We start from the raw sequence: 20,917 nt of genomic DNA, 5'->3' as shown, positions 1-20,917 counted from the left end.
TACGCGAGGACAAGGTCAACAAGGTCCGGCTGCGGGTGCTCGACGTACCTGGTCGGCTGGAGCGACCGGCGACCTCGATTGTCACCGAGTTGGAGTGCCTCGACTAGGCGGATCGCCATGAGGACAGCTTGGAGCAGCGAGGCTCACTCCTGGATACGCCGATGACCGCCAGCCGTTCAGAGGTGCAGCTCCGGGGGTAACCCCGCGTTAGCCTCCGTTTATGAATGCCTCGCAGGGTGCCGACGGGAGGTCCCTCAGGGACTTACCGCTGCGGCTCCAGAGCATGATTCAGAGGGCAGCGCCCGAGGGTCCCGAGGGCGAGACGCCGCGTACGCGTTCGGGACTGCCCAGGCACTCCACGCTGTCGTGGCGACAGGCTCCCCACACTCCGATTGCGCTAGCAAGGCGTTAGCCGCTCTGAACACTCTGCCCGCGCACATCGGCAGACGTGGCCAGGTGTGGGTTGGCAGGAGCCGGCGCGGCGCCTACAGCGCCCACTGGACTGACGATGATTGGCTAGAGCAGGGACCGCTTGACGTGCCGCTGGCCGAGGCTCTGACGTGGGCGGACGCCAGGTCTGACGACGTTCGCCGCAACGACGGGTAGGTGCGCCGCTACCCATCCTCCAGCCAGCAGGTTTCCGAGCCGAGCAGCGCTCGCCCACAGATCCACTGCGCCCTCTGGTAGGGCTGACCCGTGTGGCGCAGGGTGTGGCCGTGGGCGACGAACAGGGGCACCATGACGACCATGACCACCTTGCCGTTCGTACGACCGCTGACGCGGGCCGATCTCGAAAGGCTGCCCGATGACGGGCACCGCTACGAGCTCATCGACGGGTCGCTGATCGTGAGCCCGGGGCCTGCGCTGCCCCACCAGGACGTGGTGGGCAATCTCCACCTGCTGCTGCGGGCGGCCTGCCCGCCGCACCTCAAGGTGGTCCTCGCGCCCTTCGCCGTCGCCCTGGCCGACGACACAGAGGTCCACCCGGATCTCCTCGTCGCCCCTCGTGGCCAGTTCACCCGCACGGAGCTCCCCGGGCCACCGCTGCTCGCCGTCGAGGTGCTCTCACCCAGCACCCGGCGGGTTGACCTGCTCCTCAAGCGGGACCGGTTGCAGTCGGCGGGGGTTGCGTCGTACTGGCTGGTCGATCCCGACGAGCCGTCGCTGCTTGCGCTGGAGCTGCGCGACGGCAGCTACGTCGAGGTCGCACACGTCCGCGGCGACGAGGCCTGCGAGCTGAGCGCGCCATTCCCGGTCCGCATCGCCCCGACCGAGCTGCAGGACTGACCGGCCGGAGGATTCCGCGAGCTCAGGTCCGGAAGCGCTCGGTCGACCCGCGCAGGTCGTCGGCGAGCGCGCCGAGCTGCGCCGCGGACGCGGCCGTCTGACGGGAGCCCACGGCGTACTGCCTGGAGGCGTCGGACACCTGCGTCATGGCCGCCACGACCTGCTCCGAGGCCGAGCGCTGCTGCTGGGTCGCGATCGAGATCTCCTTGGCAGCGGTGGTGGTCTCGTCGACCATCCCGCTGATCCGCTCGAGCGCGTCGACGACGTCGCGGGCCAGTGCGGTGCCGGCCCGGACCTCCTTCGCGCCCTCCTCGGTCGCGACGATCGTGTGGTGCGTTTCGGCCTGGATGTCCGCGACCAGTGCCTGGATATGGCCGGCCGACGCCTGGGAGCGCTCGGCGAGCTTGCGGACCTCGGCGGCCACGACCGCGAAGCCGCGACCCTGCTCGCCGGCCCTGGCGGCCTCGATCGCGGCGTTGAGCGCGAGCAGGTTGGTCTGGTCGGCCAGGTCGTCGATGACGTCGAGGATCCGGCCGATCTCGTGGGACTTCTCGCCCAGCGCGAGCGCCCGGGTCGCGATGCCCTCGACCCGGTCGTTGATCGTGTCCATGGCGGCGACGCTGCGCGACACGGCGGTGCGGCCCTGCTCGGCGTGGCGCAGGGTCTCCTCGGCGTAGCGGGCGACCGCCTGCGAGGTCTCGGCGATCTGGGCCGCGGTAGCGGCGAGCTCCTCGATGGTCGACGTCGTCTCGGCGACGGCCGACGACTGCTGGGTCGCCGAGGCGGCGTGCTCCTCCGCGGTCGCGAGCAGCTCGCTGGCGGCGGCGCGGACCTGCTCGCCCCCGGTGCGGACCTGCACCACCAGCGTCCGCAGTCCCTCGAGGTTGGTCGAGATGCCGGCGACGAGGGGCGCGATCTCGTGGTCGTCGGCGTGCGCGGTCACGCTGACCTGCAGGTCACCGTCGGCGGCTTGGCCGAGGACGCCGGCGATCTCGCCGACCCGGCCGGCGAGCGCCGCCCGGGCACCGCGCGCGTCGGCCCGCATGCCGTAGAGCGCACCTGACAGGGCGCTGAGGTAGGCCGCGAGCGCAGGGAAGAGCACGACACCGGTGACCAGGGCGGCGGCGTGCTCGCGGTCGAGCGTGCCGGTCGCGGCTGCGCACCCGACGAGGGTCGTGCTCGTCAGCAGGCTCCAGACAAGAGCCTCGGCGCGCGAGGTGTCGAGGGCCGCGAAGAGCACGGTCGGCAGGAACAGCAACCACAGCGGGGTGGCGAGGCCACCGCCGGCGACCAGCAACCCGCTCTGCACGACGAGGTTGGTGACGTAGAGGCCGATCTGGATGCCGCGCAGGGCGGGCCGAAGGTGCGGCGCGCGCCGCAGCAGGACCGGGATCGCACTGACCACGGTCATGTTGACGGTGTTGGCGAGCGCCCACAGGCCGATCGCGAGCAGCCCAGCGGTGCCGTCGAGCGTGCGCTCGGCGACGACCGCCACCAGGGTGGAGAGCGCGACGCCGCCCCACCCGAAGACGTTGACTGCCCGCAGCATGCGCTGACGGTGGTCCACGGAACCCCCCTGCTGGATAGGGGGACGATCGGCACGTACCGGGCGCGGCTGAAGCGCTGGAGTGGATCACAGCCGCTCCGGGTAGGGACGCGTCATGAGCCGACAGCGCAGTGCCTACTCCTTCGACGGTGACCTCATGCGGATCGCGCTCGTCGCGGTCGTGGTCGGGGTGGTCGTCGGCGTCGGTCTGCACCTCGCAGGGGTGGGCAACCCCGTCCTTTGGGGCGTGCTGGCCGGTGCCCTCTCGACCCTGCTGATCGGCCCCGCGTCGAGCCGGCTCCCGTCGCGGAGCAACAGCTCGCGCTGACCCCCCAGAAGTTCGAGGAGTCGGTGCGACCGGTCGGGAAGAGCACCGGCAGCAGGGTCGGCTGCAACCAGGAGGGCCAGTAGGTCCAGGCTGACAGCCACACCGCGAGCTCGCCCCAGGCCAGCGCCTTCGGCGGCGAGCAGCGCCGACAGGCACGCGAGGTCGACCCCGACGCTCGGCACCCACCGGTGACCCTGACCGACGTCTGCCCCCACGGCAGCGAGTGTGCACGCCGAACGGGCAGGATGGGGGCATGTCCCCACCTGTCTCCGAGCGTCAGCTGGCGGGGGAGCGCAAGAACGAGGCCCGCACGGCCAGGCAGGTACGACGTACGCCGGTCGTGGTCCTTGGCCTGCTCGTCGTGCTGACCTTCGCTGTCGGCATCACCGCCGCCATCGACCTGCGTCGGCTCGACACCCCGGCCGGGGCCGCGCAGGGCTGGGTGACCGCGACGCTGTCGGGCGACTGCGCGCGCTACCGCTTGCTGTCGACCCCCGACGAGCCCGAGAGCCGCGGCGAGCAGCAGCTGTGCGACGACCTCGCCGACGTGGCGCGGGAGAGGCTGGCCGCCGCGGTCCGGACGAGGGTCCGGGTCGTGGGCGACGTCGTGCAGGAGGGCGGGTTGGCTCGCGTCAGTGTCGAGCTCGCGCCCGAGGGCGGCACGGCCGTGGTCAAGCAGCTGCGACTCGTCGAGCGTGACCGCTGGCGGGTCGTGCGCGACGCCGCGGCCTGCGAGCTCGTCCGCTGCCCCTGACTCGGACAGGCGCGGTCAGCGGAGGGGCGGGCCGTCGATCTCGCCTGCGCCGGCAGGGGTGGGAGGCGCGGACCGCTCAGCCGTCGGTAAGGACGTCGTCGGCGTCCACGATCGTGTAGGGGTAGCCCTGCTCGGCGAGGAAGCGCTGCCGGTGGGCGGCGTAGTCCTGGTCGACGGTGTCGCGCGAGATCACGGTGTAGAAGTGCGCCGACCGGCCGTCGGCCTTGGGGCGCAGCACGCGACCGAGCCGCTGGGCCTCCTCCTGCCGCGAGCCGAAGGTGCCGCTGACCTGGATGGCGACGGCGGCCTCGGGCAGGTCGATGGAGAAGTTGGCGACCTTCGACACGACCAGGCCGGGGATCTCCTTGCGGCGGAAGAGGTCGTAGAGCCGCTCGCGCTCGGCGTTCTTCGTGGAGCCCTGGATGATCGGCATGTCGAGGGCTGCCCCGAGCTCGTCGAGCTGGTCGAGGTAGGCACCGATCACCAGCACCTGGTCGTCCTTGTGCCGCTCGGCGAGCGCCTTCACGACGGCGATCTTGGTGTGGGCGGTGGCGCCCACCTTGTAGCGCTCCTCCGGCTCCGAGGTCGCGTAGGTCAGCCGCTCGGCGTCGGTCATCGTCACCCGCACCTCGGTGCAGTCGGCGGGCGCGATGTAGCCCTGCGCCTCGATGTCCTTCCACGGCGCGTCGAAGCGCTTCGGGCCGATGAGGCTGAAGACGTCGCCCTCGCGACCGTCCTCCCGCACGAGCGTCGCAGTCAGACCGAGGCGCCGGCGCGACTGCAGGTCGGCGGTCATCCGGAAGACCGGCGCGGGCAGGAGGTGCACCTCGTCGTACACCACGAGACCCCAGTCGCGGGCGCCGAAGAGCTCGAGGTGGGTGTACTCGCCCTTCCGGCGGGTGGTCATGATCTGGTACGTCGCGATCGTGACCGGCTTGATCTCCTTCTTCTCACCGGAGTACTCGCCGATCTCCTCCTCCGTCAGCGAGGTCCGCTTGAGAAGCTCGGACTTCCACTGCCGCCCGCTGACGGTGTTGGTCACGAGGATGAGCGTGGTCGCGGACGCGCGCGCCATCGCGGCGGCGCCAACCATCGTCTTGCCGGCACCGCACGGCAGCACGACCACGCCGGAGCCGCCGTGCCAGAAGCCGTCGACCGCGAGCTGCTGGTAGTCGCGCAGCTGCCAGTCGCTCTCGTCGAGCGCGATCGCGTGGGCCTCGCCGTCGACGTAGCCCGCGAGGTCCTCCGCCGGCCACCCGGCCTTGAGCAGCGCCTGCTTGAGGCGGCCGCGCTCGGACGGGAAGGCCAGCACCGTGTCGGGGTCGACGCGGGCGCCGAGCATCGGGCTGACCTTCTTCGACCGGGTGATCTCCTCGAGCACCGCGCGGTCGGTGGTGCGCAGCACGAGGCCGTGCACCGGGTCCTGCTCCAGGGTCAGCCGGCCGTAGCGGTCCATCGTGTCCATGACGTCGACGAGCAGCGCGTGCGGCACGGCGTAGCGGCTGAAGCGGACCAGCGCGTCGACGACCTGCTCGGCGTCGTGACCGGCGGCGCGCGCGTTCCACAGGCCGAGCGGCGTGAGGCGGTAGGTGTGGACGTGCTCGGGGGAGCGCTCGAGCTCGGCGAAGGGCGCGATCGCCATCCGGCACTCGCCGGCCAGGGGGTGGTCGACCTCGAGCAGCAGCGTCTTGTCGCTCTGCACGATCAGCGGTCCATCGGGAGTGGTCATCGGTGTGTCCAACCCTGCGCGGGCCCGGGGACTTCCTTCATGCGCTGGCACCCTCGTCCTCGACGGCGGCGACGCCGGTGATGCGGTGCAGCGCGAAGGTCCGGTCCTCCTGGCGCAGGTGGTCGAAGGCCAGCACGAAGCCGCCCTCGATCGCGCGCGGCTCGACGACGCGCGAGGTCGAGCGGCCCTGCGCGTCGACGTAGCCGAGCCACACCTGCCGCGTCTCGCGGACGGCTTCCTGCAGGGCGGCGAGCGCGTCGGAGGTGCGGGAGACCGTGACCGGGGCGCGGCGCGCGGCGCGTGACGCGACGTCGCCGGCGCGCAGCGCCGTCACGGCGAGCGCGGCCTGCTCGGGCCGGAGGACGTGCTCCGACTGGCGCGGCGGCTTGGGGCGGGCGGTCGTTCGACGCGCGTCGGCCCGTGCGATGAGCAGCGCACCGTCGGGGGCCTCCGCCGCCGGGGCGTAGCCGGCGCCGCGCAGCCCGTCGAGCACCTCGTTGATCGACGCGGTCGACAGCAGCACGGTCGGCGCGAGCCGGCGCAGCCGCAGCGACGCGGTCCGCTTGTCGGCCAGCACCTCGGCGAGCAGCGCCTCGTCGTCGCAGCGGAGGTACGCCGACGCCGCCCCCACCCGCAGCCGCCCGTGCCGGCGGGCCACGTCGTCGACGAGGTAGGTCAGCGACTGCGGCACCGGCGTGCGCGAACGGGTCGTGAGCAGCTGCGCGATCTCGTCCGCGGAGCGGCCCGCGTCGAGCGCCCGCCGGACGCTGGCCTCGCTGATGCGGTAGACCGTCGCGCCACCGGTGGACTCGACGTCGGCCACCAGCGCGATCTCGCGCGCCAGCTCGCGCTCGAGCGGCCCGGGTGCGACCACGGTGAGGTCGGGCTGCACGAGCACGTGGTCGAGCGGCGCCGGCAGGAGGTCCTCGAGGCGGTCGACCGCCTTGCGCTCGTCGCCTTCGAGCAACGAGCGGGAGTACGACGCTGCCGCTCCCCGGCCGGTGATCCCGAGCAGCTCCGCCTCGTCGAGCACCCACCCGAGGACGGCCTCGCGGGCCCGGCCACCGCGTCGCGGCGCCTGCCACCTCAGCCGCTCGACGAGGGCGTCGCGATCCGCCACCTCGCCGGGCGGCAGGTCGAGCAGCGCGTCGAGGACGGCGCTGCGGTCGGAGACGATCCCCGGGCGCAGGATGTCGGGGCCGAGCGCGGCGAGCACCTTGTCGCGGTCGTCGCGCTGGCCGACCAGTCCGACGACGCGCGGCATCGCGACCCACGCCTGGGCGAGCGCGGCCCAGCGCGCTGCGCCCGCCTTGCGGGTCCACTGGTCGTAGGCGGTGGTCGGCACCCACTCCGGCTCCACCGACCCGGTCTGCTCCGCGAGCCCGGCCGCGGCGACGACCTCGACGACCAGCGCCGCGACCTGCTCCGTGCAGTCGAGCTCCTTGGCGGTCCGCTTGAGCTCGCGCACCCCGAGACCGCCGGCGCGCAGCACCACGGCCGGCTGCACCGACCACGACTCCAGCACCGCTTCGACCTTCGCGACGAGGTCGCCCGCGGCGTGGGCAGCGGCGCGGTCGACGGCCGCGACACCGAGCGCCGTGGTCGTGACGAGGGGCGGCTCCGGGCTGACGCGGCCCAGGGGGCGGGCACCGCGCACGGCCAGCCCGACCTCGCGCGGGAGCTCGACGGTGCCGCCGTCGACCGGGACGAGCAACCCGCGCGCGATCAGCCAGCGCACCGGGTTGGCCTCGTCGTCAGGGGTGTGCGGCCGCAGGGCGTCGCGGACCTGGCCGACCGGCGGACCGGCCGCGAGCGACGTCAACACCTCCCGGGACTGCTCGCTGGCGCTGGCGAGCAGCGCTGCGACCCGCTCCCGGTCGCCGAGCAGCTCCACCAGCGGTGCCGGGCCGCTGCCCTCGACGCCGTGGACCGTCGCGATCGCCGCGAGCTGGCGGTCTGACAGAGCCCCGAGCACAGCGGAGGCGGGTCGCCCGAGGCCGAGCGCGCCGGCGAAGAGCGCCTCCCGGACCGAACCGATGACGTGGAGCTCGTCGTCCACGCCCCACACGAGTGCGAGGGCCTCGAGCCGGTCGACCGCATCGCGCAGCCGCTCCGGCCCGACCGCACCATTGACGAGCCCCTGCAGCGCCGTCAGCGTCGGCGGCTCGTCGAGCAGCAGCATGGCTTCCAGGACGGCGAGCGTCACCGCGTCGAGCGACTCGAGGGTCCGCAGGACCGACAGCCGCACGGCGGCCCGAGCGGCCAGCACCCCGAGATCGGGCGGGACCGGCGTCGCCAGGTCGGGGCGGGCCTGCAGCAACTCCGCGAGCCGGTCGTCCGGCCAGGCCCGCAGGGCATCCGCGAGGGAGCGCGGGTGCCCGGTCATCCGGACAACGCTAGTCGCGGTGTGGCGCGGCCGCAGGCGGGCAGGGGTGAGCTGTGGAACGCGACGACCTGGTGACCGACGAAGGTGTGGACGAGGGCTCGGCCTAGGCAGCGACGGAGGAGTCCCGGCCTCGGCCCGGCGTCGGCTCCCCGCCGTCCGGCCAGCCGGACTCGGAGCAGCAACCGGCTCCTCCGCTCGGCGAGGTGGGCGCTGACGCCGACGGTCAGCAGCTCGCGCTCGGCGAGGGCTGAGCCGCGCTGGATCACCCGTTCCGGTGGTCCGCTCTGTCCCCGAACGTGCCGATGCCCAAGACGTGACCGTCGCCGACCCACTCAGTCCCGACTGGCTCCCGCCCGTCGTCGGGGTGGCAGACGTGCCGGACCCCTCGCCCCGCCACCTCAGCATGGTCCCGGAACCCGTTCCGCCCGCGGTCTTCGACGCGATCGCCCGCCTGGTCCCGGCCCCCCGCCCGGCTGTTGCTCCGCCGGTTGTCGCGCCCCCGGTGGCTGCTCCGCCGGTGGCTGCGCCGAGGGTGGCGATCCCTTCGCCCACCCCGGCGGCGGATGCCGAGCTCGACGGCTACACCTTGCGTCAGATGGTCCTGGCCGAGCTGCGCTCTCTCGCCCGCGGCGAATAAGCCCCTTGGGTGCTGTCCACAGGTGGTCCTGTGGGGGCTTCGCTGCGTGGGACGATGACCGGCTGCACGAAAGACCGGCACCGCGACTTTTCCTAGGTTCTTGCGACTCCAGTCTACCTATGCTTCACTAGCGTCAGCGAGGAGGGAGAGGCTGTGCCGTACGACGACACCACCCGTGCGTCGCTCTCCCCTGCGGTGGCCGAGGTCCTCGACGCCGCCACTGCCCTCGCTGGTGCCTTGGCTGACGGCCGCGCGGACGCCTCGTGTCTGGAGGACTTCGAGGCGCTGCACCACGCGGAGGCCCTCATCGCCGCGGCGAAGCTCACCGCGTTGGACGCGATCGAGCGCACTGAGGCGTGGCGGGTCGACGGGTGCAAAGCGGCCTGGTCGGCGTTGCGGGCCCGCACCCGCATGTCGGAGGCTGACGCCCGCACCCACGTCCGGATGCGCAAGCAGCTCGCCGCGTTGCCGCTGGTCTCCGCAGCATTCGCGGCGGGGGAGGTCTCCCGGGAGCACGCGAAGGTCCTCGCGTCCGCGCTGACGCTGCTCGGCCGTCACATCATCGGGACGGTCTGGGCCGGTCGACCGGAGTGGTTCACCGCGCAGGAAGCCGCGTTCCTCCAGGCCGCACGGCTGACTGACTCAGCGACCTTGCGGACCGAGCTCGACAAGCGGGTCCGTGCGCTCGCTCCGGAGCCGAAGGCCCGTGATGACGCGCACCGCCACGACCGCCGGACCGCCTCGATCACACCCGGCTATGACGAGATGTGGGACCTCAGCGCGCTGCTCGACGCCGACGGTGGGCAGCTCGTCGCGACCGCCGTCGCTGCCTACCGGCGCGGTGACCACAGCGCCGGGGACACCCGCACCCCCGCGCAACGCACCGCCGACGCACTCGTCGGGATCAGCCGGTTCTACCTCGACCAGGCCGGCGCGCAACACGTCCGCGGGACCGCCCCGCACCTGCTCGTGATCGTCCCCGAAGCCCGCTTCGCCGCCCACCAGATCAGTCCCGGATCGGCAGGCGGGTCGGGGCCGGTGTTCCCGGACCCGTTCACCCAACCGCTGTTCACCGACCGCGACGGGCTGCTGCAGCCCGCCGACGTCATCGGTGACCTGCCGGTCCCGCCCGCGACCTACGCCAACGGTCAGGCCGTCCCCGAGCACGTCCTGGCCCGCTACCTCTGCGACGCCCGGCTGACCCGGGTCGTGCTCGACGCCGCGAGCCAACCGTTGGACGTCGGACGGACCGTCAGGTTGCACACTCACGCGATGTGGACCGCCGCGATGACCCAATGGGGCTTCCGGTGCGCCCGCGCGCACTGCCACGCCCCACCCGCGCAGCTCGAGATGCACCACCCCATTCCCTGGAGCGAAGGCGGACCGACCTCGGTCGTCAACAGCGTCCCGCTGTGCCAACACGACTACACCCGCCTGCACGAAGGGCACCTCCTCACCCTCACCGACGGACGCCGCCTCGGACCCCACGGCTGGCTCACCACCCCCCACAGCGGCAGCGACGAGCCCGTCCCGGCGAGGCAGCAGCGCCGACAGCCGGAACTGCTCCGCACGCCCGACCTCCGCGAGCTGCTCGACGTCGCGGCAGTCGACACGCACGAGATCGTCGAGCCACCTGACCCCGAGCCGTCCGACCCCGAGCCGCGCCGGCACGACAACCCCTGCGAACACGAGGCCGACGAGGACCTCACGTCGTACTCACCCCTCGAACTGCTGACGGTCATTCCCGACCCACGACCACCCACCACCCGCACCCTCGTCGACACCTGGTGGCCGGCCGCTCGCTGAGGTCAGGGCCGGTACTGCTCCTCGACTCCGACGACCACACCCGCGTCGAGGTCGAGGTGGAACAGCGTCCCGTCTGAGTCCGCGCGACCCACGAACGCCAGCCAGTCACTGACCGACACGCGCGCTCCGTCCACCCTCCGCGTCATGCGGATGCTTCCCCACACCTGCGCATCGGCCCGCACCTCGTAGCGGCGGCGTCGCGGGTCGTCGTTGACCAGGTAGTAGTCGTTCGACACGTCCGTGCCGTTGGCCGCGGCGGCGCGTTCGGCCGCTTCACCGCCGAACATGTCGACGCGGTCGACCTCGACGACGACGGTCGGCGACCGACGCACGACGCGGACGAGCCCGAAGTCGTCGGTCTGCGCGAGGTGGGCCGCGGGAGGCGCGATGACGGAGCCCGGCACAGCTGTCGAGGTGGCAGTCGCGGTGACGGGCGGGGGGGGGTGGGTGATCGCCGACGGCGCGGCGAGGGGAGCGGTGACCGACGACGGTCCGTCGCCGCAGGCGCCAGGGCGGGCAGCAGCGCGACGAGCGCGACCACGGTGCGCAGGTGCGTCATGGCACGCAGACGCGTGAGGCCCACGACTGGTTCAGGTGACGCGCTCAGCCCTGGTTGGGGACCTTCTGCAGGTCCTTGTAGACCGAGGCCGCTGTGTGGGGGTAGTCGTAGATCGAGCCGCCGAGCGAGGACTCCTCGTTGGCGGCGTTGACGAAGCCGCGGACCTCGGCGCCGGTGGGGCTGATGCCACCGATCGAGTGGACCTTCGCCTTCGGGTCGCCCAGGTCCTCGCGCAGGTAGCGGACGTTCCAGACCGTGGAGGTGTGGGCGTCACGCCACTTCGAGGTGGACTTGCGGTCGGTCCAGTAGCCCATCGGCTGCCACACGTCGTAGAGCGGCTTGAGCTCTGCCCAGGGGAAGGGGTTCCAGAAGTTCTTGTTCACGTCGTTGGTGACGACCGGCGCGACGACGATCGCGGCGAGCGGGAGGTGGGGGACCTTGTCGCGCAGCCGCTTCGACATCGCGACGAGCCGTGAGTTGCGGATCTTCACGTCCGTCACGCCGCGCCACTCGATGTCCATGCCGATGGTGTCGAAGGCGTGTCCCTGGGAGCGGAAGGCCACGATGGCGTCGAGGGAGGCGTTGTCCTTGGCGACGTCGGTGAACAGCGGGAGATACCACGCCTGCACCCGTATCCCGCGGGCGTGCGCGCCGACGAGCCACTGCCCGAGCAGCGACGGCGACAGCAGGGTGCCCTTCGACCGGGTGCCCTGCTTGGCGGCCTGGATGTAGATCGTGCGGATGCCGCGCCGCTGCATCTCGTCGAGCGCCGACGGCTTGACGGTGCCGCCGTACTCCGGCGCCCAGTCGTAGGCGTCGAGCCAGGTGCCGAGCCCCTCGTAGGCCACGGTGTTGCTGCGCGCCGGGATCGGCGCGGTGCCGAGGCAGGACAGCGGGGTGCCCGGCGGCAGCGCGCCGATGCACGGCTGCGGCGGCTTCGGCCGCCAGCGGACGTCCGCGGCCGCCGTCGACACCGTCAGCGACAGGACGGCCGCGACGGCGAGCGGGATGAGGCGCGAGACGGGACGAAGCACCTCACGACTGTACGGCGGGAAGGGCCCGCGCGGGACCCCTCTACTCTCGGTCGGGTGGACGACCTGGACGCGGCCCTGGTGCAGCTGGACGACCGGCTGCGCGGGCTCGGCAGCGTGCTCGTCGCGTTCAGCGGTGGCGCCGACTCGGCGTTCCTGCTCGCGGCCGCGGTCCGGGCCCTCGGCCCCGAGCGGGTTGTCGCGGCGACCGCGGTGAGCCCCTCGCTGGCCCAGGCGGAGCTGCCGGCGGCAGCGGCGTACGCCCTGTCCTTGGGGGTGCGGCACCTGACGCCCGGGACCGACGAGCTGTCGCGCGAGGGCTACGTCCGCAACGACGGCGAGCGCTGCTTCCACTGCAAGGCGACCCTGGTGGACACCCTGCGCCCGCTGGCGGCCGAGCTGGGGCTGGCCTGCGTCGCGACCGGCACCAACGCCGACGACCTCGTCGCCGGCTTCCGGCCCGGGATCCGCGCGGCGGCCGAGCGCGGCGCCGTCACCCCGCTCGAGCACCTCACGAAGGGTCAGGTCCGCGAGGCGAGCCGCCGCTGGGGTCTGGTCACCGCCGACAAGCCGGCGCTCGCGTGCCTCGCGTCGCGGATCGCCTACGGACTCGAGGTGACGCCGTCGCGGCTCGCGCGGGTCGACCGGGCGGAGACCGCGCTGCGCGCCGCGCTCGGGGAGGTCCGCGACCTGCGGGTGCGCGACCTCGGGGAGGGCTCGGCGCGGGTCGAGCTCGATGACGACGCGCTGGGCCGCTGGGACGACGCGCTGGCGGAGCTGGTGCGGGGCAGCGGCTTCGAGACCGTCACCGCCGCGGCGTTCCGTTCGGGGTCGATGAACGACGCGCTAGCGACCGGGCCGCGAGAGCACTGAGCGCAGCAGGCCGAGCAGCGCGAGAGCGAGCCCGATCGGCAGCGTCGAGGCGACGAGCACCAGCCACAGCGGCACCGCCGCGTCGTTGAGGAAGCGCAGCACCACCGCGATCACGGCGACCAGGCCGACGAGGAAGACGACGGCTCCGGCACCGACCAGGCGGTCACCGGGGCGGGCGCTGTCGGGGGCTGCGTGGCGGGGCACGCCCCCGAGGCTAGTCAGCGGGTGACGACGGTGACGGTCTTGCTGATGCCCTGGCCACCGCCACCGGTCCAGACCGTGCGCCAGACCGTGGTGCCGGCGCGGGTCGGGGTCCAGGTGGTGTCGTAGTAGGTGTCGTACTGCCCGCGCAGCAGCGGCACACCGCGCAGGGTGCGCCAGACGCCGTCTCCGCCGCGGACCTGGAGCGCCACGGAGCTGCCGTAGGCGCGTGGCCGCACGACGCCCCTGAAGCGGACCGGCACGCCGCGCCGGGCGCTCACCGACGACGGCAGGTCGAGGGTCGTGACGACCTTCGGACGGGGGTACGCCGGGGCGGTCTCCGGGGTGAGCGCGGCCGCGAGGAAGCGCATGGCCGGCTCGAAGACCTTGTCCTGGTAGCCGCGGGCGTGCAGCGAGCCCGAGAAGACCTGCACCCGGCTGGCGCGACCAGCCCGACGCAGCGCGGTGTCCATCACCCACGCCTGGCGCGGGTCGATCAGCTCGGCCTCGCTGTTGAAGGCCAGTGTCGCGGGCGACGTGCTGGTGACGAGCGCACCCGCGGAGCCCTGGCGGTAGGCCTCACCGCAGCTCGCCGGCAGGCAGCGCATCAGGTCGCGGCTGACCCGCAGCGCGAGCCCGCTGTAGCCGCAGGACGATGTCGTGCAGCCACCGCTCGAGGGCTGCTTGAGCAGGCCGGGTAGGTCGTTGACGCCGGAGAGCGTCACGACGCCGCGCACCGGCGCCTGGCCGGGGCGGGCGACGCCGAGCAGGGCGGCGAGGTGGCCGCCGGCGGAGTCGCCGATCGCCCCGATGCGGTCGCGGTCGATGCCGAGCAGGGCGGCGTTGCGCTGCAGGTAGGCCAGGGCCGCGGAGGCGTCGTCGCGCTGGGCCGGCCAGGGAGCGTCGCCCGACCGCCGGTAGTTGATGGAGGCCGCGACCCAACCGCGCTCGGCGACCTCGAGGGCGTGGCTGGCCCACTCGGACTTGTCGCCGATGGCCCAGGAGCCCCCGTGGACGAAGACCACCGCAGGGCGTGGCGTGCGGGGCACGTCGGGCTCGGTGACGTCGGTCCAGACGTCGAGGGTCTGCGTGTTACCGCCGGTGCCGTAGGCGTGCGTCTGCTTCACGATGCCGGGCGCGACGACCGACTCCGACCGCATGCCGGTGTCGGCGCGGGCGTCCAGCGCGGGGAGGGCGGTGACCAGCACGCCGACCAGTGCGGCCGTCAGCGCAATGGCGCGTCGGCGAGCCACAGACGTCCCCCCTGGTGCGCGAGCGGGGCACCGTGCCCCGCTCCCACATCGGCAGCCGGAACGCCCCCCTGGAGCCCGGCTCGTGCCGATGATCGCGCGAGCATAAGGGGGCGCGTCACCGGGCTGCGCTCGGTAGCCTGCAGGCGCGCCGCTCAGGAGGAGGGGCGCCTCGAGAGCAGAGGACGTCCCGTGCCCACCGGCAAGGTCAAGTTCTACGACAAGGACAAGGGCTTCGGCTTCGCCGCGCGCGACGACGGGGGCGACGTCTTCGTCCCGAAGGCCTCGCTGCCCGAGGGCGTCGAGGAGCTCAAGGCCGGCATGCGCCTGGAGTTCGGGGTCGCGGCCGGCAAGCGCGGCGAGCAGGCCCTGTCGGTGCGCATCCTCGACGCCCCGCCGGAGCTGGCGGGCAACCGTCGTCCCGTGGAGGAGCTCGAGGTGATGCTCGAGGACACCATCAAGCTGCTCGAGGCGAAGGTGCAGCCGGCGCTGCGGCGCGGCAAGCACCCGGACCGCGACACGGCCAAGCGGGTCGCCCAGATCCTGCGGGCGATCGCCACCGAGCTCGAGGCGTAGCTCGAGGGGTAGCTCGGGGCCTAGCCCGGTCCCGGACCTGCTGGCGACCACAGGGCCTCGCCCACGCGCTCGAGCACCTCAAAGGCCGCGCCGATCCGCCAGGCACCGGTGTCGCGCCGGCCTACCAGGTTGCTCACCGCGCGCACCTCCAGCACGTCGAGGCCGTGGGCCAGTGCGGCGTCGGCGACGCCGCGGCCCTCCATCGCCTCGCCGACCGCGCCGTGGCGCTCGGCGAGCTCGCGGGCGCGCGCGTCGGTGCCGGTCACCGTGGAGACCGTGACGACCGGCCCGGTGACGACGGTGAGGCCGGCCTCGCGCAACCGGTCGCAGGTGCGCTGCAGCGCGCCGACGGGGGCGGGCAGCGACTCCTCCGCCCAGCCGAGCTCGGCGAGGCCGAGGAAGCCCTCGGGGGAGTCCGCACCGAGGTCGGCGGCGACCAGGTCGGTCGCGACCACGACGTCGCCGATCGAGGCGGCCCCGGCGAAGCCGCCGCAGATGCCCAGCGAGAGGACCTCGGCGTACTCCTGCAGCGCGAGGGCGGTCGCCGTGGCCGCGGCGGCGGGGCCTGGACCGACCCCGCTCACGACGACCGTGACCTCCCCGACGGCGTGCGCGTCGTAAGGGCCGACCCGGGTGCGGGTCGTGGTGAGCCGGCGCAGCAGCGCGTCGCGCTCCGGCGCGGTCGCGACGACCGCGAGGACGCCGGCCAGCGTCAGGCCTTCGGCTTGACGACGAAGACCCAGGACCCGGTCTCCTGGGTGGTGTCGTAGGTGCCGTCGGCCTTCTTGTTGCCGTCGAGGGCGGTGATCGTGAGCTGGACCGGGACGGGCGGCATCGTGATCGTGAAGTAGTGGTCGTCGCGCGGCTCGTAGGCGCCGCTCTGCTGCGGCGAGCCCGCGACCTCCTGGCGCAGGACCCAGCCGCGGTCGGCGACCTCCTTGGAGACGTCGACCGAGACGATCTGGCCGGGGCTCGCCTCGAGCTCGGTCGCGGCCTGGTCGCCCTGGACGCACTTCACGCCCGGAGCCTCGCCGAAGCACCAGCTGCTGGCCTCGGCCACCTCGACGGTCGTGCCGCTCTGGACGGTCACGATCGGCAGCGGCTTCTCGCACCCGGTGAGGCCCAGCGCGGCGACGGCCGCGGTGGCGGCGGCGAGGACTCGGCGACGGGGGGTCATGTGCGGCTCTCCGGTCTGGCAGGCTGACGGTGTGGCAGGCATGCGGCGCAGGTTGCGCGACGTCGGGACGAGGCTAGCCGGGACCCGCGCGCCCGCGCGCGACGAGGCGACCCCCGAGACCGCCGACCACGCCGGGGCTGTGACCAGCGACACTGGTGTGGCGCCTGCCGAGCCGGACGCCCCCACCGACCTGCCCTCCGAGGAGACTGCTGTGCCCGTCGAGACGCCCCCTGCCCTGGAGGAGTCACCGACCGTCTCCGAGCCGATCGCCGAGCCGGTTGCCGAGGTCGCCCCCGACGCCGTGCTGCTCGGCGCGGTCGACACCGCCCGCGCGATCGCGGCCGAGGTCGCCGGTAGTGCGGTCGGCGACCACCTCGGGGTCGAGCCCGAGGGCGCGCTGACCCTGACGCACTCCTTCGCGGCTCTCGAGAAGGGCTACGTCGGCTGGCGCTGGGCCGTCACCGTCTCGCGCGCCGACGGCCACGACGAGGTCACCGTCGACGAGGTCGTGCTGCTCCCAGGTGGCGGCGCGTTGCTCGCCCCCGAGTGGCTGCCCTGGAGCGAGCGCATCCAGCCCGGCGACCTCTCGCCCGGCGACCTGCTCCCGACCTCGCCCGACGACCCGCGGCTGGTCGCGTCCTTCGAGGACGTCGAGCAGCAGGACCTGCTGTGGGAGCTCGACCGCGAGCTCGGTCTCGGCCGCGAGAAGGTCCTCTCGCTCGAGGGTCGCGAGCTCGCCGCCGAGCGCTGGTACGACGGAGACGCTGGTCCGCGCTCACCCCTCGCGAAAGCCGCTCCCGCCCCCTGCCGCAGCTGCGGCTTCCTCGTCCCTCTGGCGGGCGGGCTGGCACAGGGCTTCGGGGCCTGCGCTAACGGCTTCGCCCCCGACGACGGCCGCGTCGTCGCGCTCGACCACGGCTGCGGCGCCCACTCCTCGGTCGTCGTCGACCCCGCGCACGCCGCCACGACGGCGCTCGCCGTGGAGCACGAGGACTTCGAGATGACCGCCACCGAGCCGTCCGGGTCGGCGGAGCTGACCGAGCCGGCCGAGCAGTCCGGGCCCGAGCACGTCGTGGACGTCCACGTCGACCCCGCCGCGGACCACGCCGACGAGCCGGTCGTCACCCCGGAGGGCGAAGCTGCCCTCCCCTACGGCCACAGCTGACCGGCTGAGCGATCAGCCCGCGGCCAGCCGGTCGCGGGCGATGGCGGCCTGGCGGCGTCTGCAGTAGGCCACGCCGAGCACGCCGAGCGCAGCGCCGCACGCGCACATGACGAGCCACCAGCCGCGGACGTCTGCGCCGGCGAGCCGCGCGATGCCGAGGACGACCAGCGCCACGGCCCAGAGGACCCCCAGCCCACCGACGACGCGCACGTCGTCGGTCTCGAGCGGCTCGGGGTCGGGTCGCCGCGCGACCCCTGACTTCGCGAACAGCGCCATGCGCCGGAGGGTACGCGGCGTTCACGCGTGAACGGCTCCGGTGGTGGGACCCTCGGTGCCATGTCGACCTCCACGGGCGACCAGCCCGCCGTGTCCACCGACCGCCCGGCCCCTGCGAACGGCCTCGACCGCTACTTCAAGATCACTGAGCGCGGCTCCACCGTCAGCCGTGAGGTGCGCGGCGGTCTCGCGACGTTCTTCACAATGGCCTACATCGTGGTGCTCAACCCGCTCATCATCGGGACGGTGCCCGACGCCGACGGCAGGGTCCTCGGGATCCCGCAGGTCGCCGCGGCCACGGCGCTCGTCGCCGCGGTGATGACGATCCTCATGGGCGTCGTCGGCCGCTACCCCTTCGCGATCGCGACGGGGCTCGGGCTCAACGCCTTCGTCACCTTCTCGATCGCGACCCAGATGAGCTGGGCCGACGCGATGGGCCTGGTGGTGCTCGAGGGCCTCGTCATCGGTGTGCTCGTCCTGACCGGCTTCCGGGTCGCGGTCTTCCACGCGATCCCGGTCGAGCTCAAGACCGCGATCAGCGTCGGCATCGGGCTGTTCATCGCCTTGATCGGGCTCGTCGACGCCGGCTTCGTGCGCCGCACGGGCACCGGTCCCGTGCCGGTCGAGCTCGGGGTCGCCGGCGACCTCAAGGGCTGGCCGACCGTGGTCTTCGTCGTCGGCCTGCTGCTGACCGCGGTGCTGGTGGCCCGGCGGACCAAGGCGGCCATCCTGCTCGGGATCGTCGTCACGACGGCGCTCGCGATCGCGGTCGAGGCGGCCTTCGACATCGGCCCGTCCTTCGTCTCGCCGACCGAGTCCAACCCGTCGGGCTGGCAGCTCAACACCCCGACCCTGCCCGACGACGTCATCAGCACCCCCGACCTCGGCCTGCTCGGGGACTTCTCGCTGTTCGGCGGCTTCGAGCGCGTCGGTGTGGTGGCGGCGCTGCTGCTCGTCTTCACGCTGATGCTGGCGGACTTCTTCGACACCATGGGCACGATCGTCGGGGTCGGTCGCGAGGCCGACCTGCTCGACGAGCAGGACCGGCTGCCGGGCGCCGACCGGGTGCTGCTCGTCGACTCGGTCGCGGCCGCGGCCGGCGGCGCTGCCTCGGTCTCGTCGGCGACGACCTACATCGAGTCCGCCGCCGGTGTCGGTGAGGGTGCCCGCACCGGACTCGCCTCCGTCGTGACCGGGCTGCTGTTCGTCCTCGCGCTGTTCCTCACACCACTCGTCACGATCGTCCCCTTCGAGGCGGCTTCGCCCGCGCTCGTCATCGTCGGCTTCCTGCTCATCACGCAGATCAAGGGCATCGACTTCGACGACTACACGATCGCGATCCCGGCGTTCCTCACGATCGTGCTCATGCCCTTCACCTACTCGATCACCAACGGCATCGGCGCGGGCTTCATCTCCTACGTCCTGCTGAAGGCGACCCAGGGCCGGGCCCGTGACGTGCACCCGCTGCTGTGGCTGGTCGCGGCGCTGTTCGTCGTCTACTTCGGCATCGACCCGATCGAGCGCGCGCTCACCTGACCCCCGCGATGGCCGAGAACGTGGGCCGAGATCGTGAGGCAGACTCATGAGGTAGGCTAATGATGTGCCTACCGCCACCGAGACCGCCCTCGCGTCGACGCTTCGCCTGTCGGTCATGCGGCTGGCCCGCCGGATGCGCCAGCAGCGCGCCGAGAGCTCGCTGACCCTGACCCAGGTCGCCGCGCTCGCCACCGTCGAGCGGCACCCGGGGGTGACGCCTGGTGAGCTCGCCGCGCGCGAGAAGGTCCAGCCGCCGTCGATGACCAAGGTCGTCGCGGCGCTGGAGGCCGCCGGCCTGTTGCAACGCCGGCCACACCCCACCGACGGCCGCCAGGTGCAGTTGCGGTGCACGGCCGAGGGCTCGGCGCTGCTCAAGGAGGACCGCCGTCGCCGCGAGGCGTGGCTGGCCCAGCGGCTCGCCGAGCTCGAGCCGGGAGAGCTCGCGGTGCTGCGGCAGGCCGCCGGGGTCCTCGACAAGCTGGCAGGCGCATGAGCCCGACGTTCCGCTCGCTGCGGGTCCGCAACTACCGGCTCTTCGCGACCGGCCAGGTCGTGTCGCTGTCGGGCACCTGGGGTCAGCGCGTCGCGCAGGACTGGCTCGTGCTGGAGCTGTCGGGCAGCAGCGGCGTCGCGCTCGGGATCGTCACCGGCCTGCAGTTCCTCCCCGTCCTGCTCTTCAGCCTCTGGGGCGGGCTGCTCGCCGACCGCTACGACAAGCGCCGGCTGCTCATCGCCGTGCAGGTCGTCATGGGCCTGCTGGCTTTGGCGCTCGGTCTGCTCGACGTCACCGGGGCGGTCGAGCTCTGGCACGTCTACGCGCTGGCCTTCGGTCTCGGCATGGCCGCCGCCGTCGACACCCCCGTGCGGCAGGCCTTCGTCGTGGAGATGGTCGGCCCCGAGGACCTTCCCAACGCCGTCAGCCTCAACAGCGCGACCTTCAACAGCGCCCGCATCGTCGGGCCCGCGCTCGCCGGCCTCGCCATCGCGGCCGTGGGCACCGGGTGGGTCTTCCTCGCCAACGCCGTCACCTACGTCGCGGTCGTCACCGGGCTCGCCCGCATGCGGACGGCCGAGCTGCGACCGTCGCGTCGGGTCGACCGCGCGAGGGGCCAGACCCGCGAGGGCCTGCGCTACGTCCGGGAGCGGCCGACGCTGCTGGCGACGATGCTGCTCGTGCTCGTCATCGGGACCTTCGGGCTCAACTTCCAGATCACGATGGCGCTGGTCGCCCGCCAGGTCTTCGACCGTGGCGCCGCGTCGTTCGGACTGCTCACCTCGATGCTCGCGGTGGGCTCGCTCATCGGCGCGCTGCTGTCGGCCCGTCGCACCGGGCCCCCGCCGGTGCGGAGGCTCTTCACGGCTGCTGTCGTTTTCGGGCTGCTCGAGGTCTGCGTCGGCCTCGCGCCCACCTTCGAGACGATGGCGCTGCTGCTCGTACCGACCGGCGTCGCGGTCTTCACCTTCACCACGGCCGCCAACGCGACGGTCCAGCTCGGCTCCGACCCGGAGGTCCGCGGCCGGGTCATGGCGCTCTACGTCTTGGTGTTCCTCGGCGGGACCCCCTTCGGCGCGCCGCTCATCGGGGCGGTGGCGGAGGCCTTCGGTCCGCGGTCGAGCCTGCTGGTCGGCGGCACCGTCAGCGTGCTCGCCTCGATCGGGCTGGCGCTGTGGCTCAGCCGGGCCCGTGACGTGCGCCTCGACGCCCACGTCCTGCGTCGCCGCCCGCACGTCCACGTGCGCCCCGCGCGCTTGTCGCGTCAGCCCGTCGCCGGGGGGAAGTAGACGAGCGCGAGGGCGCAG

At 73.2% G+C, this 20,917-nt stretch carries 21 protein-coding genes; 11 read left to right on the top strand and 10 right to left on the bottom strand.

Translation table 11 applies throughout. The features are described 5' to 3' along the window. Window positions 1-738 precede the first annotated feature (738 nt). Window positions 739-1,287, top strand: coding sequence for a Uma2 family endonuclease (locus Q8R60_03685; protein MDP3711572.1), 549 nt, complete (start codon window positions 739-741; stop codon window positions 1,285-1,287). Between the two features lie 22 nt (window positions 1,288-1,309). Here Q8R60_03685 and Q8R60_03680 read toward each other — a convergent pair whose 3' ends face one another. Further along, window positions 1,310-2,836 carry a methyl-accepting chemotaxis protein gene (locus tag Q8R60_03680; GenBank protein MDP3711571.1) on the bottom strand — a complete coding sequence of 509 codons (1,527 nt, stop codon included), beginning with the start codon at window positions 2,834-2,836 and terminating at the stop codon, window positions 1,310-1,312. Between the two features lie 112 nt (window positions 2,837-2,948). Between Q8R60_03680 and Q8R60_03675 the strand changes: the two genes are divergently transcribed. Beyond that, window positions 2,949-3,161: a hypothetical protein gene (locus tag Q8R60_03675; protein MDP3711570.1), complete on the top strand. Its 213-nt coding sequence runs from the start codon at window positions 2,949-2,951 to the stop codon at window positions 3,159-3,161. 253 nt (window positions 3,162-3,414) lie between these two features. Beyond that, window positions 3,415-3,915, top strand: a complete 501-nt coding sequence (locus Q8R60_03670; GenBank protein MDP3711569.1) for a hypothetical protein — start codon at window positions 3,415-3,417, stop codon at window positions 3,913-3,915. A 76-nt stretch (window positions 3,916-3,991) separates the two neighbouring features. Here the strand turns inward: Q8R60_03670 and Q8R60_03665 are convergent, their stop codons facing one another. Both Q8R60_03665 and Q8R60_03660 read right to left on the bottom strand, forming a co-directional pair. Further along, the gene (locus Q8R60_03665; GenBank protein MDP3711568.1) at window positions 3,992-5,644 is read right to left on the bottom strand and encodes a DEAD/DEAH box helicase; all 1,653 of its coding nucleotides are present in this window, start codon (window positions 5,642-5,644) and stop codon (window positions 3,992-3,994) included. A gap of 37 nt (window positions 5,645-5,681) precedes the next feature. Beyond that, window positions 5,682-8,030 (bottom strand): helicase C-terminal domain-containing protein, encoded by a 2,349-nt coding sequence (locus tag Q8R60_03660; protein ID MDP3711567.1) that lies wholly within the window; start codon window positions 8,028-8,030, stop codon window positions 5,682-5,684. Between the two features lie 313 nt (window positions 8,031-8,343). Between Q8R60_03660 and Q8R60_03655 the strand changes: the two genes are divergently transcribed. Next, window positions 8,344-8,667: a hypothetical protein gene (locus Q8R60_03655; protein ID MDP3711566.1), complete on the top strand. Its 324-nt coding sequence runs from the start codon at window positions 8,344-8,346 to the stop codon at window positions 8,665-8,667. A gap of 153 nt (window positions 8,668-8,820) precedes the next feature. Beyond that, window positions 8,821-10,473 (top strand): DUF222 domain-containing protein, encoded by a 1,653-nt coding sequence (locus Q8R60_03650; protein MDP3711565.1) that lies wholly within the window; start codon window positions 8,821-8,823, stop codon window positions 10,471-10,473. A gap of 2 nt (window positions 10,474-10,475) precedes the next feature. Here Q8R60_03650 and Q8R60_03645 read toward each other — a convergent pair whose 3' ends face one another. Both Q8R60_03645 and Q8R60_03640 read right to left on the bottom strand, forming a co-directional pair. Further along, entirely contained in the window at window positions 10,476-10,877 is a 402-nt protein-coding gene (locus Q8R60_03645; protein ID MDP3711564.1) for a hypothetical protein, read from the bottom strand. A 199-nt stretch (window positions 10,878-11,076) separates the two neighbouring features. After that, window positions 11,077-12,066, bottom strand: a complete 990-nt coding sequence (locus Q8R60_03640; GenBank protein MDP3711563.1) for a hypothetical protein — start codon at window positions 12,064-12,066, stop codon at window positions 11,077-11,079. Between the two features lie 54 nt (window positions 12,067-12,120). On the opposite strand from Q8R60_03640, the gene larE reads away from it, so the two are divergent. Then, entirely contained in the window at window positions 12,121-12,936 is an 816-nt protein-coding gene (larE, locus tag Q8R60_03635; GenBank protein ID MDP3711562.1) for an ATP-dependent sacrificial sulfur transferase LarE, read from the top strand. On the opposite strand, the gene Q8R60_03630 is transcribed toward larE, so the two are convergent. Beyond that, a complete protein-coding gene (locus Q8R60_03630) occupies window positions 12,910-13,140 on the bottom strand; it encodes a hypothetical protein (GenBank protein ID MDP3711561.1) in 231 nt (76 codons plus the stop codon). The two genes, larE and Q8R60_03630, sit on opposite strands and share 27 nt — an antisense overlap. Window positions 13,141-13,154: 14 nt before the next feature. After that, the gene (locus tag Q8R60_03625; GenBank protein MDP3711560.1) at window positions 13,155-14,390 is read right to left on the bottom strand and encodes an alpha/beta hydrolase; all 1,236 of its coding nucleotides are present in this window, start codon (window positions 14,388-14,390) and stop codon (window positions 13,155-13,157) included. A gap of 189 nt (window positions 14,391-14,579) precedes the next feature. Between Q8R60_03625 and Q8R60_03620 the strand changes: the two genes are divergently transcribed. Further along, complete coding sequence (locus Q8R60_03620; GenBank protein MDP3711559.1) at window positions 14,580-14,963, top strand: cold shock domain-containing protein; 384 nt, start codon at window positions 14,580-14,582, stop codon at window positions 14,961-14,963. A 20-nt stretch (window positions 14,964-14,983) separates the two neighbouring features. Here Q8R60_03620 and mqnB read toward each other — a convergent pair whose 3' ends face one another. Next, complete coding sequence (gene mqnB, locus Q8R60_03615; GenBank protein MDP3711558.1) at window positions 14,984-15,673, bottom strand: futalosine hydrolase; 690 nt, start codon at window positions 15,671-15,673, stop codon at window positions 14,984-14,986. Window positions 15,674-15,675: 2 nt separating this feature from the next. Beyond that, window positions 15,676-16,140, bottom strand: a complete 465-nt coding sequence (locus Q8R60_03610; GenBank protein ID MDP3711557.1) for a hypothetical protein — start codon at window positions 16,138-16,140, stop codon at window positions 15,676-15,678. A 40-nt stretch (window positions 16,141-16,180) separates the two neighbouring features. Between Q8R60_03610 and Q8R60_03605 the strand changes: the two genes are divergently transcribed. Next, window positions 16,181-17,305, top strand: coding sequence for a DUF3027 domain-containing protein (locus tag Q8R60_03605; protein MDP3711556.1), 1,125 nt, complete (start codon window positions 16,181-16,183; stop codon window positions 17,303-17,305). Between the two features lie 12 nt (window positions 17,306-17,317). Here Q8R60_03605 and Q8R60_03600 read toward each other — a convergent pair whose 3' ends face one another. After that, a complete protein-coding gene (locus tag Q8R60_03600; GenBank protein MDP3711555.1) occupies window positions 17,318-17,581 on the bottom strand; it encodes a DUF2530 domain-containing protein in 264 nt (87 codons plus the stop codon). Between the two features lie 60 nt (window positions 17,582-17,641). On the opposite strand from Q8R60_03600, the gene Q8R60_03595 reads away from it, so the two are divergent. From Q8R60_03595 to Q8R60_03585, 3 genes are all read left to right on the top strand, one after another. Then, a complete protein-coding gene (locus Q8R60_03595; protein MDP3711554.1) occupies window positions 17,642-19,117 on the top strand; it encodes an NCS2 family permease in 1,476 nt (491 codons plus the stop codon). Between the two features lie 115 nt (window positions 19,118-19,232). Then, complete coding sequence (locus tag Q8R60_03590) at window positions 19,233-19,610, top strand: MarR family transcriptional regulator (protein ID MDP3711553.1); 378 nt, start codon at window positions 19,233-19,235, stop codon at window positions 19,608-19,610. Then, a complete protein-coding gene (locus Q8R60_03585) occupies window positions 19,607-20,899 on the top strand; it encodes an MFS transporter (GenBank protein ID MDP3711552.1) in 1,293 nt (430 codons plus the stop codon). Before Q8R60_03590 ends, Q8R60_03585 begins: the two co-directional genes overlap by 4 nt. Window positions 20,900-20,917: the final 18 nt, after the last annotated feature.

It is taken from the genome of Mycobacteriales bacterium (assembly GCA_030697205.1).
Lineage (GTDB): Bacteria > Actinomycetota > Actinomycetes > Mycobacteriales > SCTD01 > JAUYQP01.
The sequence above is the reverse complement of the archived record's forward strand: the minus strand, read 5'-3'. Positions and strand labels throughout refer to the sequence as shown.